Source organism: Trueperaceae bacterium, from assembly GCA_036381595.1.
Taxonomy (GTDB): Bacteria; Deinococcota; Deinococci; order Deinococcales; family Trueperaceae; genus DASVCN01.
Genome location: DASVCN010000012.1, coordinates 18,437 through 37,543, shown reverse-complemented (window position 1 = coordinate 37,543; position 19,107 = coordinate 18,437). Strand labels below are relative to the sequence as shown.

Here is a 19,107-nt window from a genome sequence, read left to right as displayed (position 1 = left end):
GTCAAGAGGCTCGCGCTCACAGGCAAGGATACCACCGGCACCCCTGTGAATCGCGTTACCATGCGGCGTGAGCGATGCGGAGAGAACGCGATTGACGGCCCTCGTCTCGGGCCGCGTTCAGGGGGTGGGCTTCAGGGAGTTCATCAGACGGAACGCGATCGACCTGCACCTCGCGGGCTACGCCGAGAACCTCGACGACGGACGGGTCGAGGTGGTCGCCGAAGGAGACCGCGAGGATCTCGAACTCTTGCTCGTCAAGCTGAGGATGGGCCCCACCCATGCCGAGGTGGAGGACATCGAGGTGAACTGGGGCGAGGGCGGAGGAGCGGAGGGTTTCTACGTCTACTGAACCCGCCGAACCGGCACAGCCGGCGCCACTCGAGTTCGAACGCCTCGACAGGGTGCCGGGAGTGCTCGGGCAGATCGCCCGCGAGCGGCACTCCGACTACTCGGGCTCCGAGGCGAAGCGCTCGGCGGGAGAGATTCTCTCGCCGACAACCAGCGGCTCTACCGACCCGCTCGGAGAGGTTTCTGGCTCAGTCGCGGAGGACCGTAGAGCAGCTAGTTCCGCGGAACAGAAGTCGTTACCCTCCGGGCTTCGGGCCCACCCGAACTTCGCCGCCGCTCTAGCCGCCCCCGGCCTCTCGGTCATCGCCGAAGTCAAGCGGGCCAGTCCCTCCCAGGGAGCGATCGCACCTCTCGACCCGGTGGCGGCCGCGAGGGCCTATCGCGCCGGCGGAGCAGCGGCGTTGAGCGTACTGACCGAGAGCAGGCACTTCGGAGGGGAGCTGGCGCACATCGAGCAGGTCGGTGCGGCCGTTGACCTCCCCATCCTCCGCAAGGACTTCACCGTTCACCCGGCGCAACTCCTCGAGGCCCGGTCGGCGGGCGCGTCGGCGGTACTGCTGATCGTCGCACTATGCGGGGAACGAACCGCCGACTACCTGCGCTTCGCCCGGTCCCTCGGGCTCGACGCGCTCGTCGAGGTCCACGATGAGCGGGAGCTCGAGGTCGCGCTGGCATCCGGTGCCCAGATCGTCGGTGTCAACAACCGCGACCTGAGGACGCTCGAGATCGACACCGGGACCGCGCCCCAGCTGTGCCGGTTGGCTCGCCGCCGAGGCTACGAGGGATTGCTGGTGGCGGAGTCGGGCTATCGTCGCCGAGAGGAGCTCGAAGCGCTCGACGGGATTGCCGACGCAGTACTGGTGGGTACGAGTCTCGCCGGCTCCGATGATCTCGAGCGGGCGTTGCGCGAGCTCTTGCCCCGCAGTGCCCGCCCATCAGGGTGAGTGCCATCGGCTTCGGGCCCTCCGGTGTCTGTCCGAGAAGGCTACTCCCCGCTTGTCGCTGCCAGAGCCGGCACGGCCACCTGCACCACCCGGAGGGCCGGCAACGGCCGATATACTCGCTGCCATGACGGTCGACACCAACAGCAGTATTCGAACTCGGCGCCTCGACAACGGCGTGACGCTGGTGTTCGAGCCCATGCCCTGGCTTCGAAGTCTCAGCCTGGCGCTACTCCTGCCCGTCGGCTCGGTAACCGACCCACGAGGCAGGGAGGGCAGTGCCACCGTCCTCTTCGACTGGCTCTCGCGGGGCGCCGGCGGCATGGATTCACGCGAGTTCAACGATCGACTCGACACGCTCGGCGTGCGCCGAGGCGGCGGAGCGGGTCGCGAGACGACGAACTTCACCGCCTCCATGCTCGCTTCGGCACTGCCCGAGGCGCTGCCTCTGCTGGCCGACATGGTCCGGCGACCCGAACTCGACGAGGGGGAGTTCGCCAGCGCCCGCGAGTTGGCCCTCCAGGAGCTCGCTTCGCTCGACGACAGCCCAGCTCAGCGACTCGGAGAACTCCTTTCGGCCCACTACTTCACCTCGGCCCACGGCCGCTCTGCCTACGGCACTCGAGAAGGGCTCGAGTCGCTCGATCCGGCCGGCCTCGCTGAAGACTTCCGCAGCCGTTACGCCCCGGAAGGTGCGGTCATCGCCGCCGCGGGCGGTGTCCGCTGGGAGGAGTTGTCGGCTCTCGCCGAGGAGGCGTTCGGTGGCTGGCAGGGATCGCCGCCGGCGATGCCAGCGGTAGAGGTCGAGACGCCCCGCCGTCACCACGTGGCGGCCGAAACCAGCCAGGTGCAGATAGGCCTCGCCTATCCCGGGCTGCCTCCCCAGCACTCCGACTGGTACCGGCACACCCTGGCGATGAACGTCCTCTCGGGCGGAACCGCGAGCCGGCTCTTCTCCGAGGTCCGCGAGAAGCGCGGCCTCGCCTACAGCGTCCACGCGGGGGCCAGGGCGGTGAGGGGCTACGGCTACGTCGTCGCGCGCGCGGGCACGACCCCCGAACGCGCCGACGAGACGCTCGACGTGATGCTCGACGAGATCGCCCGGCTGGGACAGGGGGTGGACGCCGACGAACTGGAACGAGCCCGCACCGGCATCCTCTCGCACCTGGTGATGCAGGGGGAGTCGAGCGGTGCCCGTGCAGCCGCTCTGGCGCACGACCTGTACCTCCGCGGTGAGCCGCGAAGCCTCGCCCAGATCAAGGCGATGGTTTCGACCGTCTCCCTCAACGACGTAAACTCCTTCCTGGCCATGCAGAGTCCGCCACGGCCGACGGTCCTGACGCTCGGTCCCAACGGTTCTGCTCCGTCCTGAGGTGAAGATGAGCACGAACTTCCGCTTCGACCACGCACGCCTGCCGAACGGCCTCACCGTCATCGGCGAACACAACCCGTCGGCGCAGAGCGTGGCGGCAGGCTACTTCGTCAATACCGGCTCACGAGACGAGCATGACGGCATCAGCGGCGTTTCCCACTTCCTCGAGCACATGATGTTCAAGGGGACGGAACGGCGGAGTGCCGAGGACATAAACCGCGAGTTCGACGAACTCGGCGCACGCAGCAACGCCTACACGAGCGAGGAGCACACCGTCTACTACGGCGCGGTCCTGCCGGAGCAACGCGAGCGCCTGATCGACCTGTTGAGCGACATGATGCGACCGGCACTGCGCGAGGACGACTTCGAGATGGAGAAGAACGTCATCCTCGAGGAGATCGCCATGTACCAGGACCGTCCGAATTTACGTGTGTTCGAACTGGGCAGCAAGCGCTTCTTCGGCCAGCACCCGCTGGGCAACAGCGTGCTGGGCACTCCCGAGACCATCGGCCCGCTCTCCCGGAAGCAGATGCTCGATTACTTCCGCTCCCGTTACGCTCCCAACAATCTCGTCCTCACGTTGGCAGGCGCCTACGACTGGGACGCCACTCTGGCCCAGGTCCAGGCGGCGACCGAGAGCTGGGAACCGCAGCAGGTCGAGCGCGCCTACCCCGAGCTCGCAACCGCAACGGGCCTGGAACAGCTCGTCGACGAGAAGCTGAAGCGCGTCCACATCGGCTTCTGGGCGCCCGGCCCCAGCGCGCAGGATGACATGCGCTATCCCGCGGCTCTGCTCGCCAGCGTACTCGGTGACTCGAGCGGCAGCAGGCTCTACTGGGCACTCGTCGACAAGGGCACGGCCGATGCCGCCCAGATGTGGCACGACGCTGCCGACCGGGGCGGAGCGTTCATGGGTTACGCCTCTACCGCGCCGGAACGAGCGGCGGAGGTGGTGGCAACGGTGAGATCGGTGCTGACGGCTGCCCGGAGCGAACCACCTACCGACGAGGAGTGGGAACGGGCGCGCCACAAGCTGGCAACGGCGCTCACCCTGAGCAGCGAGACCCCGTTCGGCAGGCTGATGTCGCTAGGCAACTCGTGGATCTACAACGGCGTCTATCAGAGTCAGGACGAGCAGCTCGCGCGAGTGATGGGAGCAACCCGCGAACAGGCGCTCGAACTGCTCGACCAGGGCGTCTTCGAACGGCTGTTCACCTTCAGCCTGGGGCCGAACGGAGTTTCAGGTGATTGAGGGGCCCGTCGCCTGCATCTGTCGGGGCCACCGGTGAACCCGCGCGTCAGTCAGGGCTACCTGTGATCGAGTCCGCGGGAACGGGCGCCGGGCGGAAGGGCATGCTGTCTCTTCGGCTCCCACTGTCCCTCCTGCTCCTACTGCTCCTGGCACCGGTCGGGTTCTCCGCCCAACCGCAAGCCAACTCTGCCCCCCTCGAGGAGGAAGCCTTCGCCGGGCTCACCGTCATCGCGCACGGCGAACAGGTCTTCGACATCTTCACCGGCGTCACGACTCTGCCCGAGGGCGGCGAGATAGTCGACCGGGAGCATGGCATCACCCTCACCGCCGAGTGGATCAGTTACCGGGAAGGCGAGTTCGTGGACGCCAAGGACGTAGAGGTCACGGGCGAGTTCGGTACAGCGCACGCAGACGAGGTACGTATCGACCTCGCCGCGGGACGGCTGGATGCCAGCGGCCAGGTGCGCTACGAGCGCGACGACCTGGGGCTCGCGGCGGGGGCGCTCCACTACTACCCGGATGACGGCGTCGTGAGCTTCGAGGGACCAGTGACCGGGGTAGGAGCCGAGTTCGAGGCGGCGAGCGCCTACTTCGACGGCACCTCGGGAGTTCTCGTGCTCGCCGCGCCCTACCGGTACCAGGACGCCCTGTTCGAACTGAGTTCGGAGCGCGAAGGCGCCCTGCTCGCGCTGACGCCAACGGAGGAGGGCGGCCTGGTCGCCTCGAGCAGCGTGACCCGCGAAGTGCAGCAGCGCCTCGAGCGGTACCTGGGCGATACCGAGGAGAGCGAGGTTGCCGACCAGAACTCGCAACCCTGACCTCCCGACGTGACGAAGCGGTGCCTGGACGACGCCTCCCGCCGCTACCGTCAGGTCGTGGGGGCACTACTTCTCTTCTGCGTCACGGCCCTCGCCTCGGCGCAGTGCGACCTGTCCAACGATCCCGTCACGCTCAGCATCGCCGGCTTCGGGACCGCTCACTTCCAGCAGTTCGAAACGGACCCCGCGGGGACCGCTGCCGAGCTCAGCGGCAGTGTCTGCATCGTCGGGGAAGGCGGGAGGTGGACCATCACCGCCGACCGTGCGACTTTGGCCGGCCTTCGCTCCGATGACGAGCTGCGGGCCGAGATAGCCGATGCCACCCTCCTATTCGACGGCTGGCGGGTCGAGGCCGAGCTGCTCGAATCGGACGGCGAGGTACTGGAACTGACCGACGTTACCTTCAGTGGCAGCGGAGTCATGGGGAGCGCCGGCGTGCTGGCCATCGAGGCGGCGGCCGGCACCCCCAGGGCGGTAGACGTTCGGGTGTTGGGAGACAGCTTCAGGTTGGCGGCAGAGGAGGCGCTGCTGACGGGTGACCTGGTGTCGTTACGGGGTGTCACCGTCACCACCTGCACCTGCCCGGGCGAACCGTTCTACACGGTGAGCGGTGGCTCCGCGAGTCTCGACCTGCAGGCCCAGGTGATAGCCATCGAGGATGGTGAGCTGGAGCTGGCAGGCATCAGCGTGCCGTTGGCCGAACGGGTCGAACTGAGCAGCGACGAGATCGACGAGCTGTCGCCGCCGGTGACCCTCGAGTACAAACCGAACCAGGGTACTGGCTTGGGCGTGGTGATCCCTGAACTGGAGCTCGAGGAGGGTTTCTCGCTCGAGATGGGGATCCTCGGCCTCGATCCTTTCACTCCGCTCCTCGCCTACGCTCTCATGCACTACCGGGAGGAGGGGGCGAGCTTCAGCGTCGGACGCGCCCGGAGTGGCCCGCAGGCCGACTTCGAACTGGTGCGCGAGATCTCGCCCGCAGTCGAGGCCGTCTTCTCGGTACGCAACCGCCACTACCCCGAGAGCGACTTCCTGCACGAGGGAGTGGTCTCGCTTCGGGCGGCGCCGGGTCCGTTCGTCTTCGGCTCGGGACAGCAGCTCGATTGGCACGGGGCGGCGTTCTCGGCTGCCAGCTCGCAGACCATCTCGGGTCGCAGCGTGCTGTCGCCCAGGCTGGGCGTCAGGGGCGGCGTAAGGGCCCAGACGAGCCTCGATGGGGCGGGAACGCTGGCACTGGCGCTGGAAGGGGAGAGCACCACCTATCCGGCCTTGGGGACGAGCCAGTACGGCGTATCGTTGCGGCCCAGCTGGAGCTACAGTCGGTCGCCGTTCACCGTTTCGGTCAGCTGGAACAGGTTGTGGACCGATTCCGGGTCACCCTTCAGCGCCAAACTCGATCGCCTTACCCCTTCGAGCCGCCTGGACGCAGCAATCGTCGTTGCCGGAAGGCTGGCCGGCGGAGCGGACGGCCGCTTCGACATCGACTTCACCTACGACCTCCTCAGGTCGGCCGAAAGCGATCCCGGCGGCCTGGAGGTGCTGGGAGCCGGGTTCGGTGTCAGCTACCCGGCGGGACTCTGGTCGATAACGTTCGAGAGCAGGATAGAACTGGCGGGCCTGCTCGATCCGGATCCGGGTGGCGACCGCGACGGCTACTTCGCGGCGAGTGCGAGGGCCGTCCAAGGTGAGTGGGAGGCGGGCAGCCGCTTCCGCTACGACCTGCGACCTGACGAGCGAGGCCTCGGACTGCTCGAGGTAAGTGCCGCGGTGCCCATCGAGTTCGACAACAGCACGATCACCCCCTTCCTGGCTCTGGACTTCGTGCCGCTCATCGAGCACAGCGAGTTGCCCAGGGTCTCCGGGCACGGCATCAACATCACCTGGGCCTCCTGCTGCGGGACGGTCAGACTCGGCTACCGTCAACAGGAGGGCGTCTTCTCGACCTCGTTCGGCCTGGCGCTGGAGCACTGAGGGTTTCAGGACCGCTGGAGCCAGGTACGCGAGTCGCCGAACCTCACGGTATAGTGGCCCACCGGGCCGCATCAGGCCCGTTTTGTCGTGAAGAGAGTCGATCGCTACCTGTTGGCCGAGAGCCTGCCGCCGCTGCTGTTCGGACTGGTCCTCTACAGCACGCTGGCCGTCGTGAGCGCGACGCTCTCACGGCTCCAGTGGCTGGTCGGTGCGCCGATCGCGGACGTGGCCGTGTGGCTGGGGCTCCAGTACCCGCTGGCGATCGTCCAGACCCTGCCCATCGCCGTCGTTCTTGCGGTGCTCCTGGCGTTCGGTCGGCTGGCGACCGACAACGAACTGCTGGCCATGCAGGCCGGTGCCGTCCCGCTTGGGCGCATCAGCCGTGTGTTCGTGGTACTGGGGTTGATCGCAACCCTCGCGGCCCTGTCTCTCAACCAGTGGGTGCTGCCGGTTACCAACGCGCGAGTGGGCAGTCTCTACTGGGAGATGACGGCCGGGGGGAGTGGTCTCTTCCGGCTCGCAGGTCAGAGCCTACCGGTCGAGGGCTTCACCCTCAACTTCGAGCGGGTGGACCGGCAAACCGAGGAGATCTTCGACGTGCGGATCGAACGTTGGGACGACCGCCAGGTCGGACTGATCTTCGCGGATCGCGCCGAGTTCGTGGAGAGCGGGCTGCGGCTGTACGGTTACCGCACTCTCGCCCTCGACCTCTCGGCGATCGAATCCGGTTCGAACGCCGCCGAACCGTCCGAAACGCTCCAGGAGCTAGTAAGGGCTTCGGGTCGCGCCGCTGATCCCGACAGCAGCCTGCTGCTCACGATGGAGAGCGGGGCGGACGAGCTCGTCACCCGCTTCAGCCAGGGCGGGTTCATAGACCCGCGCTCCATCAGCGAGGTCTACGCGGACGCGAATGACGGGGCGCTCCCCGTCCGGGAGCAGCGCAGCGCGGCGGTGCTCTTCCACCGGATGCTGGCCGAACCTTTCGCGAGCCTCGTCCTCCTCCTGGTTGCCCTACCGCTCTCGCTCACCTACGCCCGCAGCCGCAGCGTCGCCTTCGGCCTCTCGTTGGTGGTGACCCTTGCCTGGTACCTGCTGCTCACGCTGGGCCAGCTTCTGGGACAGACAGGCGAGCTGCCGGTGTGGTTGGGCGTCTGGCTCGCTAACATAGTGCTGGGCGCGGCCGGCCTCTACCTCCTCTCGCGACAGGTCGTTCCCAAGTGAACGTACCTCTGCCGGTGAGTTGCATCTCTGCTGGCCTTAACCGTCACATCACCTTCCGATCCCGGGGTTACGTCACTATCGGGGAAAATCGCGTCTGGGTGGTACAGTACGAGGTCTAGATGGAAGCCCTGACCACTAGTCTCGCCTCCAGCATCGACTACCTATCTGAAGCCGACAAGGCGCGCGTCAACGCTGCGTACGAGGTGGCCGAACGGGCGCATCGCGGCATGATGCGCAAGTCGGGCGAGCCTTACATCGTGCACCCCGTGGCGGTGACGGCCCTCCTCGCCGAGATGCGACTCGACGCCGACGCCCTCATCGCGGGCCTCCTCCACGACACCGTCGAGGACACAGAGGTCACCTTCGAGCAGATCGAGCAGGAGTTCGGCGCCACCGTGCGGCGCATAGTCGAAGGCGAGACCAAGATCTCGAAGCTGGCAGTTCGCGTCTACGAGGATGAGCAGGCCGAGAACCTGAGGCAGATGCTGCTCGCGATGATCGGCGACGTTCGCATCATCCTGGTCAAGCTGGCCGACAGGCTTCACAACATGCGCACCCTCTCCAGTCTCTCCCCCGAGAAGCAGCAACGGATCTCGCGCGAGACCCAGGAGATCTTCGCGCCGCTCGCACACCGGCTCGGTATCAACCATATAAAGAACGAGCTAGAGGACCTGGCGTTCTCTTATCTGGAGCCCGACCGTTATAGGCAGTTGCAGCGCCAGGTGCGGATGCGCCACGCCGAGCGCGAGGCCTACGTCCAGGAATCGATAAAACTGCTCGAGCAGAAGATGCGCGCCGACGGCCTGTGCTTCGAGCTCGGAGGCCGCAGCAAGCACCTCTACAGCATCTACCGGAAGATGCAGCGCGACGGCAAGAACCTCGACCAGATCTTCGACCTGATGGCGATCAGAGCCATCATCGAGCCGTCGAACGGCTCCGACCTCTCCCGCGAGGATCAGGAGAAGGCAGTGTGCTACCGGGCACTGGGCATAGTACATAGCCTCTGGACTCCGATCCCGGGGCGCTTCAAGGATTACGTCGCCGTTCCCAAGCACAACGGCTACCAGTCGCTCCACACGACGGTCATCGGGCTCCTGGGTCAGCCGATCGAGGTGCAGATACGCACGCGCCGCATGCACGAGGTCGCCGAGTTCGGCGTCGCCGCGCACTGGGCTTACAAGCAGGGGATCGAGGACACCGAGGAGATCAAGCAGCGCCTCGAGTGGATGCAGCAGCTGCTCGACGTCGACGACACCACCGAAAGCGCCGACGCCTTCGTGGACGCCGTCAAAAGCGACTTGCTTTCGGAGCGCGTCCTCGTCTTCACGCCTGCCGGAGACGTGCTGAACCTGCCTCGAGGCTCGACTCCGATCGACTTCGCCTACCAGGTCCACACAGAGGTAGGTCACAGGTGCATCGGGGCGCGGGTGAACGGCGAGATCGTGCCGCTCTCCTACCGCTTGCAGACAGGCGACCGGGTCGAGATCCTCACCAACCGCTCGGCTCAGTACGGGCCCTCACCCGACTGGCTCAATCTCGCTGTCACCAGGAGCGCGAAGCAGAAGATCCGCCACTACTTCCGACAGCAAGAGCGGGCGGGCCAGCTCGAGGCCGGCCGCAAGACGCTCGAGAGGGCTCTTAAGAGGCGGCAGATGCCCATGGGCACCTACGCGACGAAAGCCAAGCTGGAGCAGGCCACGAACCGGTTGATCGACGGAGATTCCGTTGATGACCTCTATCTGGCATTGGCTGCCAAGAGACTTCAAGCGAGACAGGTGCTCGAGTTCCTGGCCCCCGAGAAGGTCTCCAGGCAGGAGCCGTCCCGGCCGGCGGAGGTGCCGGGCAAGAGCATCTCCGGCGTGCTGGTCGAGGGGCTCGACTCACCGGCCAAGCTCGCACAATGTTGTTCCCCGGTGCGCGGCGACGAGGTCATCGGCTATATCACCCGTGGCCGAGGAGTAACGGTCCACCGCGTCGACTGCCCCAACGTGAAGCACTTGATGAACCAGCAAGGGGAGAGGTTCATCCACGTGACGTGGGACGCCCCCTCCGGCGAGGTGTTCCCGGTCGACTTCGAGGTCATCGCTGTCGACAGGCCAGGGCTGCTGAAAGATGTGCTAGACGTGATCGCCGCGATGAACAAGTCCGCCAGCCGAGTTACGGCCGACGTGCAGGACGCTTCGAGCGCTCGGATCCACTTCAGGGTGGATGTGAAGGACCAGACCGAGATCGACTTCATAAAGGAGAACGTGCGGCGGATCGCCGACGTTACGCGCATCTACCGGAGCAAGCCGGGCCTCAAGGCGTAGACCAGGCCGATCCTCCTCGACCCCCTGCTAGCCGCTGGGCAACACGGTAATCCAGCTTTCAGGGAGATCCGCGATGCCTGCTAACGTTGCTACCTATGAGCGACAAGGTATCCGTACTCTTCGTGTGCCTGGGCAATATCTGCCGATCTCCGACCGCGGAAGCGGTTTTCCGCCACCTGGTCGAGGAAGCCGAGTTGACCGACCGTGTGCGGATAGACTCGGCGGGAACCGGCGACTGGCATGTGGGCCACTCTCCTGACGAGCGCGCCGTGGAGGCGGCCAAGCGACGCGGTTACGACCTCTCGCCACTAAGAGCGAGGCAGGTTGCCGAGCGAGATTGCATGGATCACGACTACGTGATCGTGATGGACACGAACAACTACGAGACCGTCGAGTCTCTCTGCCCCCAAGCCAATCTCCACCGACTCCTCGACTTCGCCCCCGACCAGAAGGTTCGTGACGTCCCCGACCCCTACTACGGCGGCGACGACGGCTTCGACGAGGTCCTCGACCTGATAGAGGAAGCCACCAGGGGGCTGTTGACCGACGTCAAGGGGAAGCTGAGGGTGCCGGCAGCCTGACGCCGATGCACCTTCGCGACAAGCTAGCGGAGAAGCTGGGATGCCCGGTTTCCCGCCTGGTGGACTTGCACGGGGGCATGATCGCCGAGGTGCGCCTCGTCGAGTTGAGCGACGGGAGGCGCTTCGTCGTCAAGACCTCGGAGCGAACTCCACTTTCGGTCGAGGCGCGGATGCTCGAGTTCCTGAGTTCGCAGGCCGCGTTACCGGTACCGGCCGTAGTCGAACACTCCAACGATCTGCTGATCATGGAGTTCGTCGAGGGAGAGTCGGGCTCGCGCGCCCAGGAGGAACGGAACGCTGCCGAGCACCTGGCCCGCTTGCACTCGCTCCAGCCGGGGGAACATCCTCCCTTCGGGGTCGCGCCGTCGGTTGACTCGTTCGGGTTCTACTTCGACACGCTGATCGGCCCGTTCCCGCAGAGGAACCGTTGGGACAGCGATTGGCCGGCGTTCTACGGCTCGCAGCGACTCGAACCTCTGCTGGAGATCTGCCTTTCTCGTGGACACATAGGTCCTCCGCTCGCCGGCCGACTGGAGGCTGTTGTCGAAGGCCTGCCGTCACTCCTCGATCACTCGCCGCGACCAGGGCTCATACATGGCGACGTGTGGAGCGGCAACGTGCTGTTCCGGGGCGGCGTGGTCTCGGCGTTCCTGGATCCGGCGATCTGCTTCGCGGACCCGGAGGTCGAACTCGCGTTCATCGAACTGTTCTCCACGTTCGGCCGCGGGTTCTGGCAGCGCTACGAGGAGCTGCGGGGGGTGGACCAGGACTATCGCCGCTTGCCGCGAGACCTCTATCAGCTGTATCCGCTGCTAGTTCATGTGGCGCTTTTCGGGGCCGGATACGTGCGTCGGGTGGAGGAGAGGCTGGATCGGCTCGGTTTCTGACTTCGAATCTTCGACCCTCTCGACCGGTCTCTGGCCCGGCTCGGGAGCTGAGTTAGGATTTTCGATCCTTTCGGCCGGTCTCCGGCTGGCTCAGGACTCTTGATCCTTTCAGCCGGTCGGTTTTGCATTGCTCCGAAAAGAAAGTCCCGCCGGGCCTCAGCGGCACCTGACGATCACCTCTTATGGCTGCTTCTTCCGACCTGACCAGATTCGAGGGTCGCCACCGCGCTGAGCCGACGGGACTCCGTAGGCTACCACCATGCTGCTGGACGGCGGGTGAGCGTGCTACATGGCGCTCGAGCTGCGTTTCTTGGGCGATCGACCCCGGGATGCCTGGCCTCTCCCTGACCGCTCGCCCTGCTGTGGCCGTTGAGAAATACCTAACATATGTAGGTCAAGTGACAATCCTGTAAGAGTTCTGTAAGAGGTTCTGCGCAAAATTACCTTCGTGCTCAAGCAGAGGGCTTGGGCCAGAACTAGACCGGGCGCTCGACTTCATCTATCTTTCATCGACCGCCCACATCGAGAGGAGCGCTCAATGCGCAACAAGAAGAACAAGGGTTTCACCCTGATCGAGCTGCTGATCGTTATCGCGATCATCGGCATCCTTGCAGCGGTTCTCATCCCGAACCTGCTCCGTGCCCGTCAGGTGGCTGTTGACCGTGCTGCCGAGTCTCATGCCCGGAACATCTACACTGCCGGTCAGGCTTACATCGCCGAAGACCCGAACAACACCGTGGCTGCAGATACTCTTCCTGCTGGCTGTGAAGTGGACGGCATCTTCGGTGCCTACACAGTGAAGCCTTGGGGCAATGCAACTGGGTGCAGCTATACCGCCGACGTAACCTCGGTAACAATTAGCTACACTGGTGGCACCAACCCCGCTGGCGACTCCTACACGATAGGCAACTAACAGCTCAACGTCTGCTGTGCTACGCCTTCCGTCCTTCGAACGGGAGGCGTAGCATCCCTAATTGATACGACTGACGCTGAGTCACCTTCTTTTCAGCCCTTTCGGAATCGAGTGTAGTGAGTCAAGAAGCAGTCTATCTTTCCAAAACGGAACGAATGGCGCGTGCGGTCTTCTCGGTCGAGCGAGCGTGCAAGATAAGCCAGGCCTTGTTCTGGATTTCCCTGCTTGCCGTGTATCCGGTGATCATCAATCCCTTCGGCGTGGGCCCGCAATCTACCGGCTCCTTCCACGCTTTTACGATGCCGAAGATTATTGCTCTGAGCATTACTTGGCTGATCGGTTTGGTCGGCACGCTACTCGCCTATTCGGATTTTGATCTCAAAAGCACTCCTTACAGACTTCTTCGAGCGCCATCAGGAATACAGGCGTATGTAGGTTTCCTGGTGACGATGTGCGTCACTGCATTCTTGACTCCGAACTCACTCGGATTCGTCCTTCTTGGACGGGAACCACGCTTCGATGGCGTACTGGTTCAGTTGCTTTGGTACTCGCTTCCGCTGCTTGCCTTTGCGTCAGCTCTGCGCAGTCGGCTAAGTCGAAGATTTCCGCTCATTGCAGCTGAAGTCGGAGGAGGCCTTGTTGCAATCTGGATGAGCCTCCAGGGGTTCGGCTTGGAACCACTTGAGCTGCTTAATCCCGCGATAGTAGTTGCCGGTCGACCCAGTGCGTCCTTGTGGCATCCTGCGTTGGCCACGGCATGGGTTGCGGGCGTCCTGATCCTGTCTGCAACTTGGACTGTGCTGCGTGGGCGAATCCACGCATGGCGAATCGGCCTTGTGTTCGTTCTAACCATGGCTGTCTTCTTCGGTGGAGGGCGTGCCGCGATCATCGGTGCGTTGTTGGCGTGGATTCTGGTAGCAGGAATCGGCTGCGTTAAAGGGCAGGGGGGGAGGAGGCGCCTCGTCGTACTGATTTCCACGATCATGATGGCTGGTGCCCTTACAGCAATATGGAGTAGCGCAGCGAGTCGATCGCAGATCACTTCGCTAACAGAAGCCAGTCGAGGTCAGGACAGGAGTTTCTCGAGTCGCCTGATAACTTGGCAGGTCGGCCTCACGGCGCTCGCCGCACGACCTCTTACGGGCTTCGGCCCAGGATTCTTTTCCGAGGCGGTCTGGAACTACGCCAGTCCGGAGCAGGAGAAGAAGCTCTACTTGGAGTTCTTTCCGGCCCGGCTTATCGATGACGTCTTTAGAGCGGGCACCCTCCTGACTGCATATGATGACGAAGCGGGCCGAATGGTAATGATACAGGCGAACTACGACAAGGCCCACAACTACTTGCTCGATCTAGCACTGGCCAATGGCCTACCGGCATTGCTGCTTTTCCTTGCTAGCGTGGTCCTACTTCTTAGGCCGGTAATGCGAGCACCGTCGATCGAAGCGCTAGCGATTTCTGCTTCACTACTTACGTTTGCGATCTTCGCGCAAGCTTGGTTTGCTACGTTCAACCTGGATCCAATGTTCCTCGGCTTGGCCGGATTGGCCGCCGGAACCTCGCATAGGGAACTCGGGCGGAAGCGTCTCGCTGAAGAGGCAGTTTAGTCTCTGTTGATTCTAGGTCTACTGGGCCACCACGATAGTGTTCTCCATGAACTGCCTTGAGTCCCGTGAACGCACCTGGTCCGACAGGCTGAATGCCGTGTCTGTCCTCGCATTCGCAAGCAGCCTGGCCATGGTTTTGCTTTTGTCCTGGATGTGGGATGAAGTCAACTTTACATACCAGCAGCCAAGCCTGTGGATTGCGTTGACTTGCCTGGTGATTCTTGCCGTGCACCAGATTAGGCTCGATGCCTTTTCATGGCGTGTCCAGTTGTTCTGGTTAGCCGGAGCGCTGACGCTTCTGTGGTCCACGGCTCCAGGCAACAGCACAGTTTATCTCATTTGGGGACTTGGATTCATCTCCTCGTTCTTGGTCGGCCTACGGACTCCGGTACTCATTCTTCCGCTTAACGTAATCCTGCTTGCTTACGGTTATTGGGCAGCACTGCCATTGAACTTATTCGAGTTGCAAAGATACACGTCGGGTTCCGTTCACTATGTGGTTGGTGCCCAATCCCTACTTGTGCTACCCATTGCGCTCTTCAATCTGCTGCAAACTAAACGTGTTTCACTCGTGACCGTAGGGTGGTTTCTTCTATCTTTACTTAGTCTGTACCTGGCACTGATATCGGGTGCGAGGGCCGTCTATCTTCCGCTTACGGTAGCGCTCGTACTCCTAGTCGTTCGCTGCATCAAAAAGACGGGGCCGCGATCAATACTTCTCGTTGGATTGCTGATTGGGTCGTTAGTAATATCAATCGATCGCGTTATTCCCAACCAGCCGCTTTTGACTGCTATGGGAAAGAAGGCATCGGTGGGGGCGCAGGTTGAAGCCGTGGCAGAGCATGGTGGATTTAGCCAGAGACTCCGTTACTGGGATCAGGCTCTCGCAGTTGTTCTGGATCAGCCGCTTGGAGCAGGAGTTGGGAGCTACCAAGCTACTGCTCACTTCTACCAGAAGTACCCAATGACCTGGTCTAACAGCCCGCATAACTACTATCTGGAGACTCTGGCGACGGGCGGTTGGCTTCGGCTTGCGCTCCTGTTGCTCCTGCTCGTGCCACCGCTAGTTCGGGTATGGTTCTCGCCTGACTGGCCTTGGGCCCTAGCCGTAGGTGGGTTCTGGATGACGCTGGCCTTCGACGTAACTTCCTATTACCCGAGTTTCATGATGCTCGCGTTTATGTCGCTCGGCGTCATCTATTCGAAGCTTACAACTCTTGATCGACAGACGCGACCAATGTGGCAGAGGCTTGTGCCTCGAGCACTGAGCGTAGCGACCGTAATCACTGGAGCGTCGTTGGCAGCATGGTGGTTCTTCCCATGCGATGGAGTGATGTGCTCCGTAGACCGGTACCTGGGGATCGACTACAAAGTCTTACCGGCGCTGGAGCGAGCCAGCCCTGCCGATAGACTAGCGATTTTGCATAGGGCTCGACAGCTTTACCCTCTAAGTTCGTGGGTAGTCAGGGCAGAGCAGCGTTATATCGAGTCGCCCGACGAGCGATTGGCTCTCGCTCGGGAGTTCGCCTCCAGGTTCCCTTATCAGCATCCGGAGAACTATCTAGATTGGGCGAACGCCGCCTTGGCAATCGGCCGACACGAGGAGGCCATAACCGCTGTTAATGCCGGACTCGAGGTCTTCCCTGCAGACGAGTACCCGTACGGAGAGCGCCGCATGACACCGGAGAGGTACGCACAGTGGATAGAGGACGCAAACGCAATTCTGGCGACAGCGTCATCTGACAGAGAAGACGAGGTTCACTGAGATACTTGTTGCGCAACCTCTATTAGGGCGCTCAGCACGCCGGAAGTCGCCGACGCATTCATGCCCTTCCATAGGGGCAAGCTCAAGACTTGCCGGGCCGAAATCTCGGCAACCGGAGTTGGGCTTGACATGAAGCCAGAAGTCAGCAGTGAGCTGAGAGGCTTAGGATAGAAAAAGGCGCTGGAAACCCCGATCCCATCCAAAGTTCTCTTTAGTCGAGGCCGTTCATCGCCGGTTACTCGAATCGTGTACTGGTGGTAGATATGGCCTCTGGTTTCAAAAGGAGGCGAGAAGAGCGAGAGGGCCTCGAGTGCACGGGTATAGGAAGCAGCCACCGCCCGCCGTTTCTCGTTCCACTCATCCACACGGGGCAACTTCACCCTCAATATCGCCGCCTGAATCTCGTCCAACCGCGAGTTGTAGCCGATCATCTGGTTCTCGTAACGCTTCTCCGGCGAGGCGCCATGGTTTCGCAACATCCGCGCCAGTCGCGCGACCTCATCGTCGTTCGTCGCCAACATCCCGCCGTCACCGTAGGCGCCCAGGTTCTTGGTCGGATAGAAGCTGAAGGCGGCGGCGTCCCCGATAGCGCCGGTTTTTAGGCCCACCAAATCAGTGTCAGGCCCCTCGGCGTCACCTTCCGAGTCGCCGTAGTAGACGGCTCCGAACGACTGAGCGCAATCCTCCAGGACCTTCAACCCGTACTTCCGGGCCACGGCCATGATCTTCGTCATTGCCGCCGGATTACCGAAGAGGTGGACAGGCAGGATCGCTTTCGTTCGCTCGGTTACCGCCGCTTCGATCAGGTCGGGATCGATATTGAAGGAGTCCTCTCGGATGTCGACGAAGACAGGCGTGGCGCCAACGAGGACGATCGCTTCGGCGGTGGCGAAGAACGAGAAGGAGGTGGTGATGACCTCGTCGCCAGGTCCGATGCCTAGAGCCCTCAGGCCGATGACCAGTGCGTCGGTCCCGGAGTTCAGCCCGATGGCATGCTTGACCCCGAGGTACTCCGCGGCTTCGTGCTCGAAGGCGTCGACCTCCGGCCCCAGGATGAACTTGCCGCTTCGCAGCACCCGGTGGACGGCTTCGGTGATCTCGGGCCAAAGTTCGTCGATCTCCTGCGTGAGATCGAGCATGGGAATCTTCTTTTTGGGATCGCTGGTCATGACAACTCCGACTCACTGCCCGGCAGAACTATACAGGGAGTAGGCGGGAACCGAACCGGGGGATGCTTGCAACACTGCCACGAGTCACGAAGGTCTCCCACGGTGACAGGTTCTCCGCCTCCACGCGTATGAGCGATGTCCTGGGCGGCCACCTGTCGTCCGCTGCTTGCCACACGCCCACCCGGCGTGCTTTACTCGATGACGATCTTGCTCGGAAGCGTGTTGAGCGCGCCAAGCGGGACCTTATCCAGAGCGGACGAGGGATCTGGCCCGATGACTCCGCAGCAACCAGCCTCCATTCAGGCGGGTGCTAACTCCAGCCGGTGGCACAGCCACGATGGTGCGCCGACCGGGAAGATAGGGGCGAAAGCCTCTAATCGAAGGCCCAGACAGAGGGCCGAACGAGCCCGAAACGAGGGCGAAGGAGGCGACCGGCAGATGCAGTTCGAAGAAAAACTTACGAAGACACTTCAGCACCTCTCGCTGCGAATGTTGAACGCGGCCTAGCAGCGGCTGACGACAGCCACAGCTAGGTTCGCTCTCGACGCGGCGGCGCCAGTCGCGTCGCCGTAGGCGTCGTATCGACGCATCGACCAATAACCCGAGAACCCGAGAACCCGCAGCAGAGGAGCAAACTAGTGTCCTACCGATTCGAAACCTTGCAGATCCACGCCGGTCAGGAAGAGGTCGAGGCGACCACCAAGTCCCGAGCGGTCCCCATCTACCAGACGGCCGCCTACAACTTCGACGACGCCGATCATGCGGCCCGCCTCTTCGCTCTCCAGGAGTTCGGCAACATCTACTCGCGGATCATGAACCCGACGAACGATGTGCTGGAAAGGCGAATCGCGGCGCTGGAAGGGGGAACAGCCGCTCTCGCGGTGGCTTCCGGTCACGCCGCCGAGTTCATCACCATCGCTACCCTTGCTCAGTCGGGCGACAACATCGTGGCCTCACCCAACCTCTACGGCGGCACCACCAACCTCTTCAAGGTGACCCTCCCTCGCTTGGGCATCGAAGTACGCTTCGCCGATCCGGACGACAGTCCGGAAGAGTTCGGGCGGCTCATAGACGAGAAAACGAAGGGGGTCTACCTGGAGTCGATCCCCAATCCTTCGCTCAAACTGCCAGACCTGGATGCGATCGCCCAGCACGCCCACGGGCGAGGTGTGGCGGTCGTGGTCGACAACACCAGCGCCATGGGCGGTTACCTCTACCGGCCGATCGAACATGGGGCCGACATAGTCATCCACTCGGCGACCAAGTGGATCAACGGACACGGCACCGGGATCGGCGGCTTGATCGTCGACGCCGGCACCTTCGACTGGGGTAACGGCCGCTACCCCGTGTTCACCGAACCTTCCCAGAGCTACGGCGGGATCAGGTTCTGGGAAGTTTTCGGGAAGGACGGCCCGTTCGGTAACATCGCATTCGCCATAAGGGCGAGAGTCGAGGGGCTTAGAGACATCGGAGCGGCCCTCGGCCCCCAGAACGCCTTCCTCTTCCTCCAGGGCCTTGAAACCCTCTCGCTCAGAGCCGAGCGCCATATCGAGAACACCCAGGCGCTCGCCGAGTGGCTCCAGCAGCAGCCGCAGGTGGTCTCGGTCAACTACCCGGGGCTTCCCGGCAACCCTTACTACGAGCGAGCGCGCAAGCACTTCCCCAAGGGCGCCGGCGGCTTCCTGACCTTCGAGTTGGAGGGCGGTTCGGGTGCCGGCAGAGCCTTCCTCGACTCCGTCAAACTGGCCTCGCGGCTGGTGAACCTCGGTGACGCCAAGACGTCGGTCACTCACCCCGCGTCCACAACTCACTCCCAGTTGAGCGAAGCCCAACTGCGCGCGGCCGGCGTGGCACCAGGACAGATCCGGATCGCCGTGGGCCTCGAACACGTAGACGACCTGATCGATGACCTGAGCCAGGCTCTGGAGGCGGCTCGGCGGCTGGCAGCGGCCTGAT

At 63.2% G+C, this 19,107-nt stretch carries 15 protein-coding genes, 1 other RNA gene and 1 riboswitch; of the genes, 14 read left to right on the top strand and 2 right to left on the bottom strand.

Annotated features, from left to right (window positions below; all coding sequences use genetic code 11):
• Positions 1-67 precede the first annotated feature (67 nt).
• The 10 genes from VF168_03025 to VF168_02980 all read left to right on the top strand — a co-directional run bounded on the left by VF168_03025 (position 68) and on the right by VF168_02980 (position 11,700).
• Positions 68-349 (top strand): acylphosphatase, encoded by a 282-nt coding sequence (locus VF168_03025; GenBank protein ID HEX7003139.1) that lies wholly within the window; start codon positions 68-70, stop codon positions 347-349.
• Positions 350-401: 52 nt separating this feature from the next.
• The gene (gene trpC, locus VF168_03020) at positions 402-1,292 is read left to right on the top strand and encodes an indole-3-glycerol phosphate synthase TrpC (GenBank protein HEX7003138.1); all 891 of its coding nucleotides are present in this window, start codon (positions 402-404) and stop codon (positions 1,290-1,292) included.
• Between the two features lie 124 nt (positions 1,293-1,416).
• Positions 1,417-2,661: a pitrilysin family protein gene (locus VF168_03015; GenBank protein HEX7003137.1), complete on the top strand. Its 1,245-nt coding sequence runs from the start codon at positions 1,417-1,419 to the stop codon at positions 2,659-2,661.
• Between the two features lie 7 nt (positions 2,662-2,668).
• Positions 2,669-3,913: a pitrilysin family protein gene (locus VF168_03010; GenBank protein HEX7003136.1), complete on the top strand. Its 1,245-nt coding sequence runs from the start codon at positions 2,669-2,671 to the stop codon at positions 3,911-3,913.
• Between the two features lie 101 nt (positions 3,914-4,014).
• Positions 4,015-4,731 (top strand): hypothetical protein, encoded by a 717-nt coding sequence (locus VF168_03005; protein ID HEX7003135.1) that lies wholly within the window; start codon positions 4,015-4,017, stop codon positions 4,729-4,731.
• A gap of 9 nt (positions 4,732-4,740) precedes the next feature.
• The gene (locus VF168_03000) at positions 4,741-6,702 is read left to right on the top strand and encodes a hypothetical protein (GenBank protein ID HEX7003134.1); all 1,962 of its coding nucleotides are present in this window, start codon (positions 4,741-4,743) and stop codon (positions 6,700-6,702) included.
• 87 nt (positions 6,703-6,789) lie between these two features.
• Positions 6,790-7,923 carry an LptF/LptG family permease gene (locus tag VF168_02995; protein HEX7003133.1) on the top strand — a complete coding sequence of 378 codons (1,134 nt, stop codon included), beginning with the start codon at positions 6,790-6,792 and terminating at the stop codon, positions 7,921-7,923.
• Positions 7,924-8,042: 119 nt separating this feature from the next.
• Positions 8,043-10,232 carry a bifunctional (p)ppGpp synthetase/guanosine-3',5'-bis(diphosphate) 3'-pyrophosphohydrolase gene (locus tag VF168_02990; protein HEX7003132.1) on the top strand — a complete coding sequence of 730 codons (2,190 nt, stop codon included), beginning with the start codon at positions 8,043-8,045 and terminating at the stop codon, positions 10,230-10,232.
• Between the two features lie 95 nt (positions 10,233-10,327).
• Entirely contained in the window at positions 10,328-10,813 is a 486-nt protein-coding gene (locus VF168_02985; GenBank protein HEX7003131.1) for a low molecular weight protein-tyrosine-phosphatase, read from the top strand.
• 5 nt (positions 10,814-10,818) lie between these two features.
• On the top strand, positions 10,819-11,700 hold the full coding sequence (locus VF168_02980; protein ID HEX7003130.1) for a fructosamine kinase family protein: 882 nt from the start codon (positions 10,819-10,821) through the stop codon (positions 11,698-11,700).
• Positions 11,701-11,843: 143 nt separating this feature from the next.
• Here VF168_02980 and ffs read toward each other — a convergent pair.
• Positions 11,844-11,940: signal recognition particle sRNA small type (gene ffs / locus VF168_02975), an RNA gene on the bottom strand.
• Between the two features lie 298 nt (positions 11,941-12,238).
• Here ffs and VF168_02970 point away from each other — a divergent pair.
• From VF168_02970 to VF168_02960, 3 genes are all read left to right on the top strand, one after another.
• Complete coding sequence (locus tag VF168_02970) at positions 12,239-12,613, top strand: type II secretion system protein (protein HEX7003129.1); 375 nt, start codon at positions 12,239-12,241, stop codon at positions 12,611-12,613.
• Between the two features lie 116 nt (positions 12,614-12,729).
• Positions 12,730-14,217, top strand: coding sequence for an O-antigen ligase family protein (locus VF168_02965; protein HEX7003128.1), 1,488 nt, complete (start codon positions 12,730-12,732; stop codon positions 14,215-14,217).
• Positions 14,218-14,263: 46 nt separating this feature from the next.
• Positions 14,264-15,982, top strand: coding sequence for an O-antigen ligase family protein (locus VF168_02960; GenBank protein ID HEX7003127.1), 1,719 nt, complete (start codon positions 14,264-14,266; stop codon positions 15,980-15,982).
• Here VF168_02960 and VF168_02955 read toward each other — a convergent pair.
• Positions 15,976-17,121, bottom strand: a complete 1,146-nt coding sequence (locus tag VF168_02955; GenBank protein ID HEX7003126.1) for a DegT/DnrJ/EryC1/StrS family aminotransferase — start codon at positions 17,119-17,121, stop codon at positions 15,976-15,978. The two genes, VF168_02960 and VF168_02955, sit on opposite strands and share 7 nt — an antisense overlap.
• A 270-nt stretch (positions 17,122-17,391) precedes the next feature.
• Positions 17,392-17,515: riboswitch (SAM riboswitch) on the top strand.
• Between the two features lie 274 nt (positions 17,516-17,789).
• Here VF168_02955 and VF168_02950 point away from each other — a divergent pair.
• Positions 17,790-19,106: an O-acetylhomoserine aminocarboxypropyltransferase/cysteine synthase gene (locus tag VF168_02950; GenBank protein ID HEX7003125.1), complete on the top strand. Its 1,317-nt coding sequence runs from the start codon at positions 17,790-17,792 to the stop codon at positions 19,104-19,106.
• Position 19,107: the final 1 nt, after the last annotated feature.

Excerpts from the sequence above, each read along its gene's own strand:
- VF168_02990 (HEX7003132.1), top strand. The coding sequence starts at position 8,043 with ATGGAAGCCCTGACCACTAGTCTCGCCTCCAGCATCGACTACCTATCT.
- VF168_03015 (HEX7003137.1), top strand. The coding sequence starts at position 1,417 with ATGACGGTCGACACCAACAGCAGTATTCGAACTCGGCGCCTCGACAAC.
- VF168_02985 (HEX7003131.1), top strand. The coding sequence starts at position 10,328 with ATGAGCGACAAGGTATCCGTACTCTTCGTGTGCCTGGGCAATATCTGC.
- VF168_02980 (HEX7003130.1), top strand. The coding sequence starts at position 10,819 with ATGCACCTTCGCGACAAGCTAGCGGAGAAGCTGGGATGCCCGGTTTCC.
- VF168_02970 (HEX7003129.1), top strand. The coding sequence starts at position 12,239 with ATGCGCAACAAGAAGAACAAGGGTTTCACCCTGATCGAGCTGCTGATC.
- VF168_03010 (HEX7003136.1), top strand. The coding sequence starts at position 2,669 with ATGAGCACGAACTTCCGCTTCGACCACGCACGCCTGCCGAACGGCCTC.
- VF168_02955 (HEX7003126.1), bottom strand. The coding sequence starts at position 17,121 with ATGCTCGATCTCACGCAGGAGATCGACGAACTTTGGCCCGAGATCACC.
- VF168_02960 (HEX7003127.1), top strand. The coding sequence starts at position 14,264 with ATGAACTGCCTTGAGTCCCGTGAACGCACCTGGTCCGACAGGCTGAAT.
- VF168_03005 (HEX7003135.1), top strand. The coding sequence starts at position 4,015 with ATGCTGTCTCTTCGGCTCCCACTGTCCCTCCTGCTCCTACTGCTCCTG.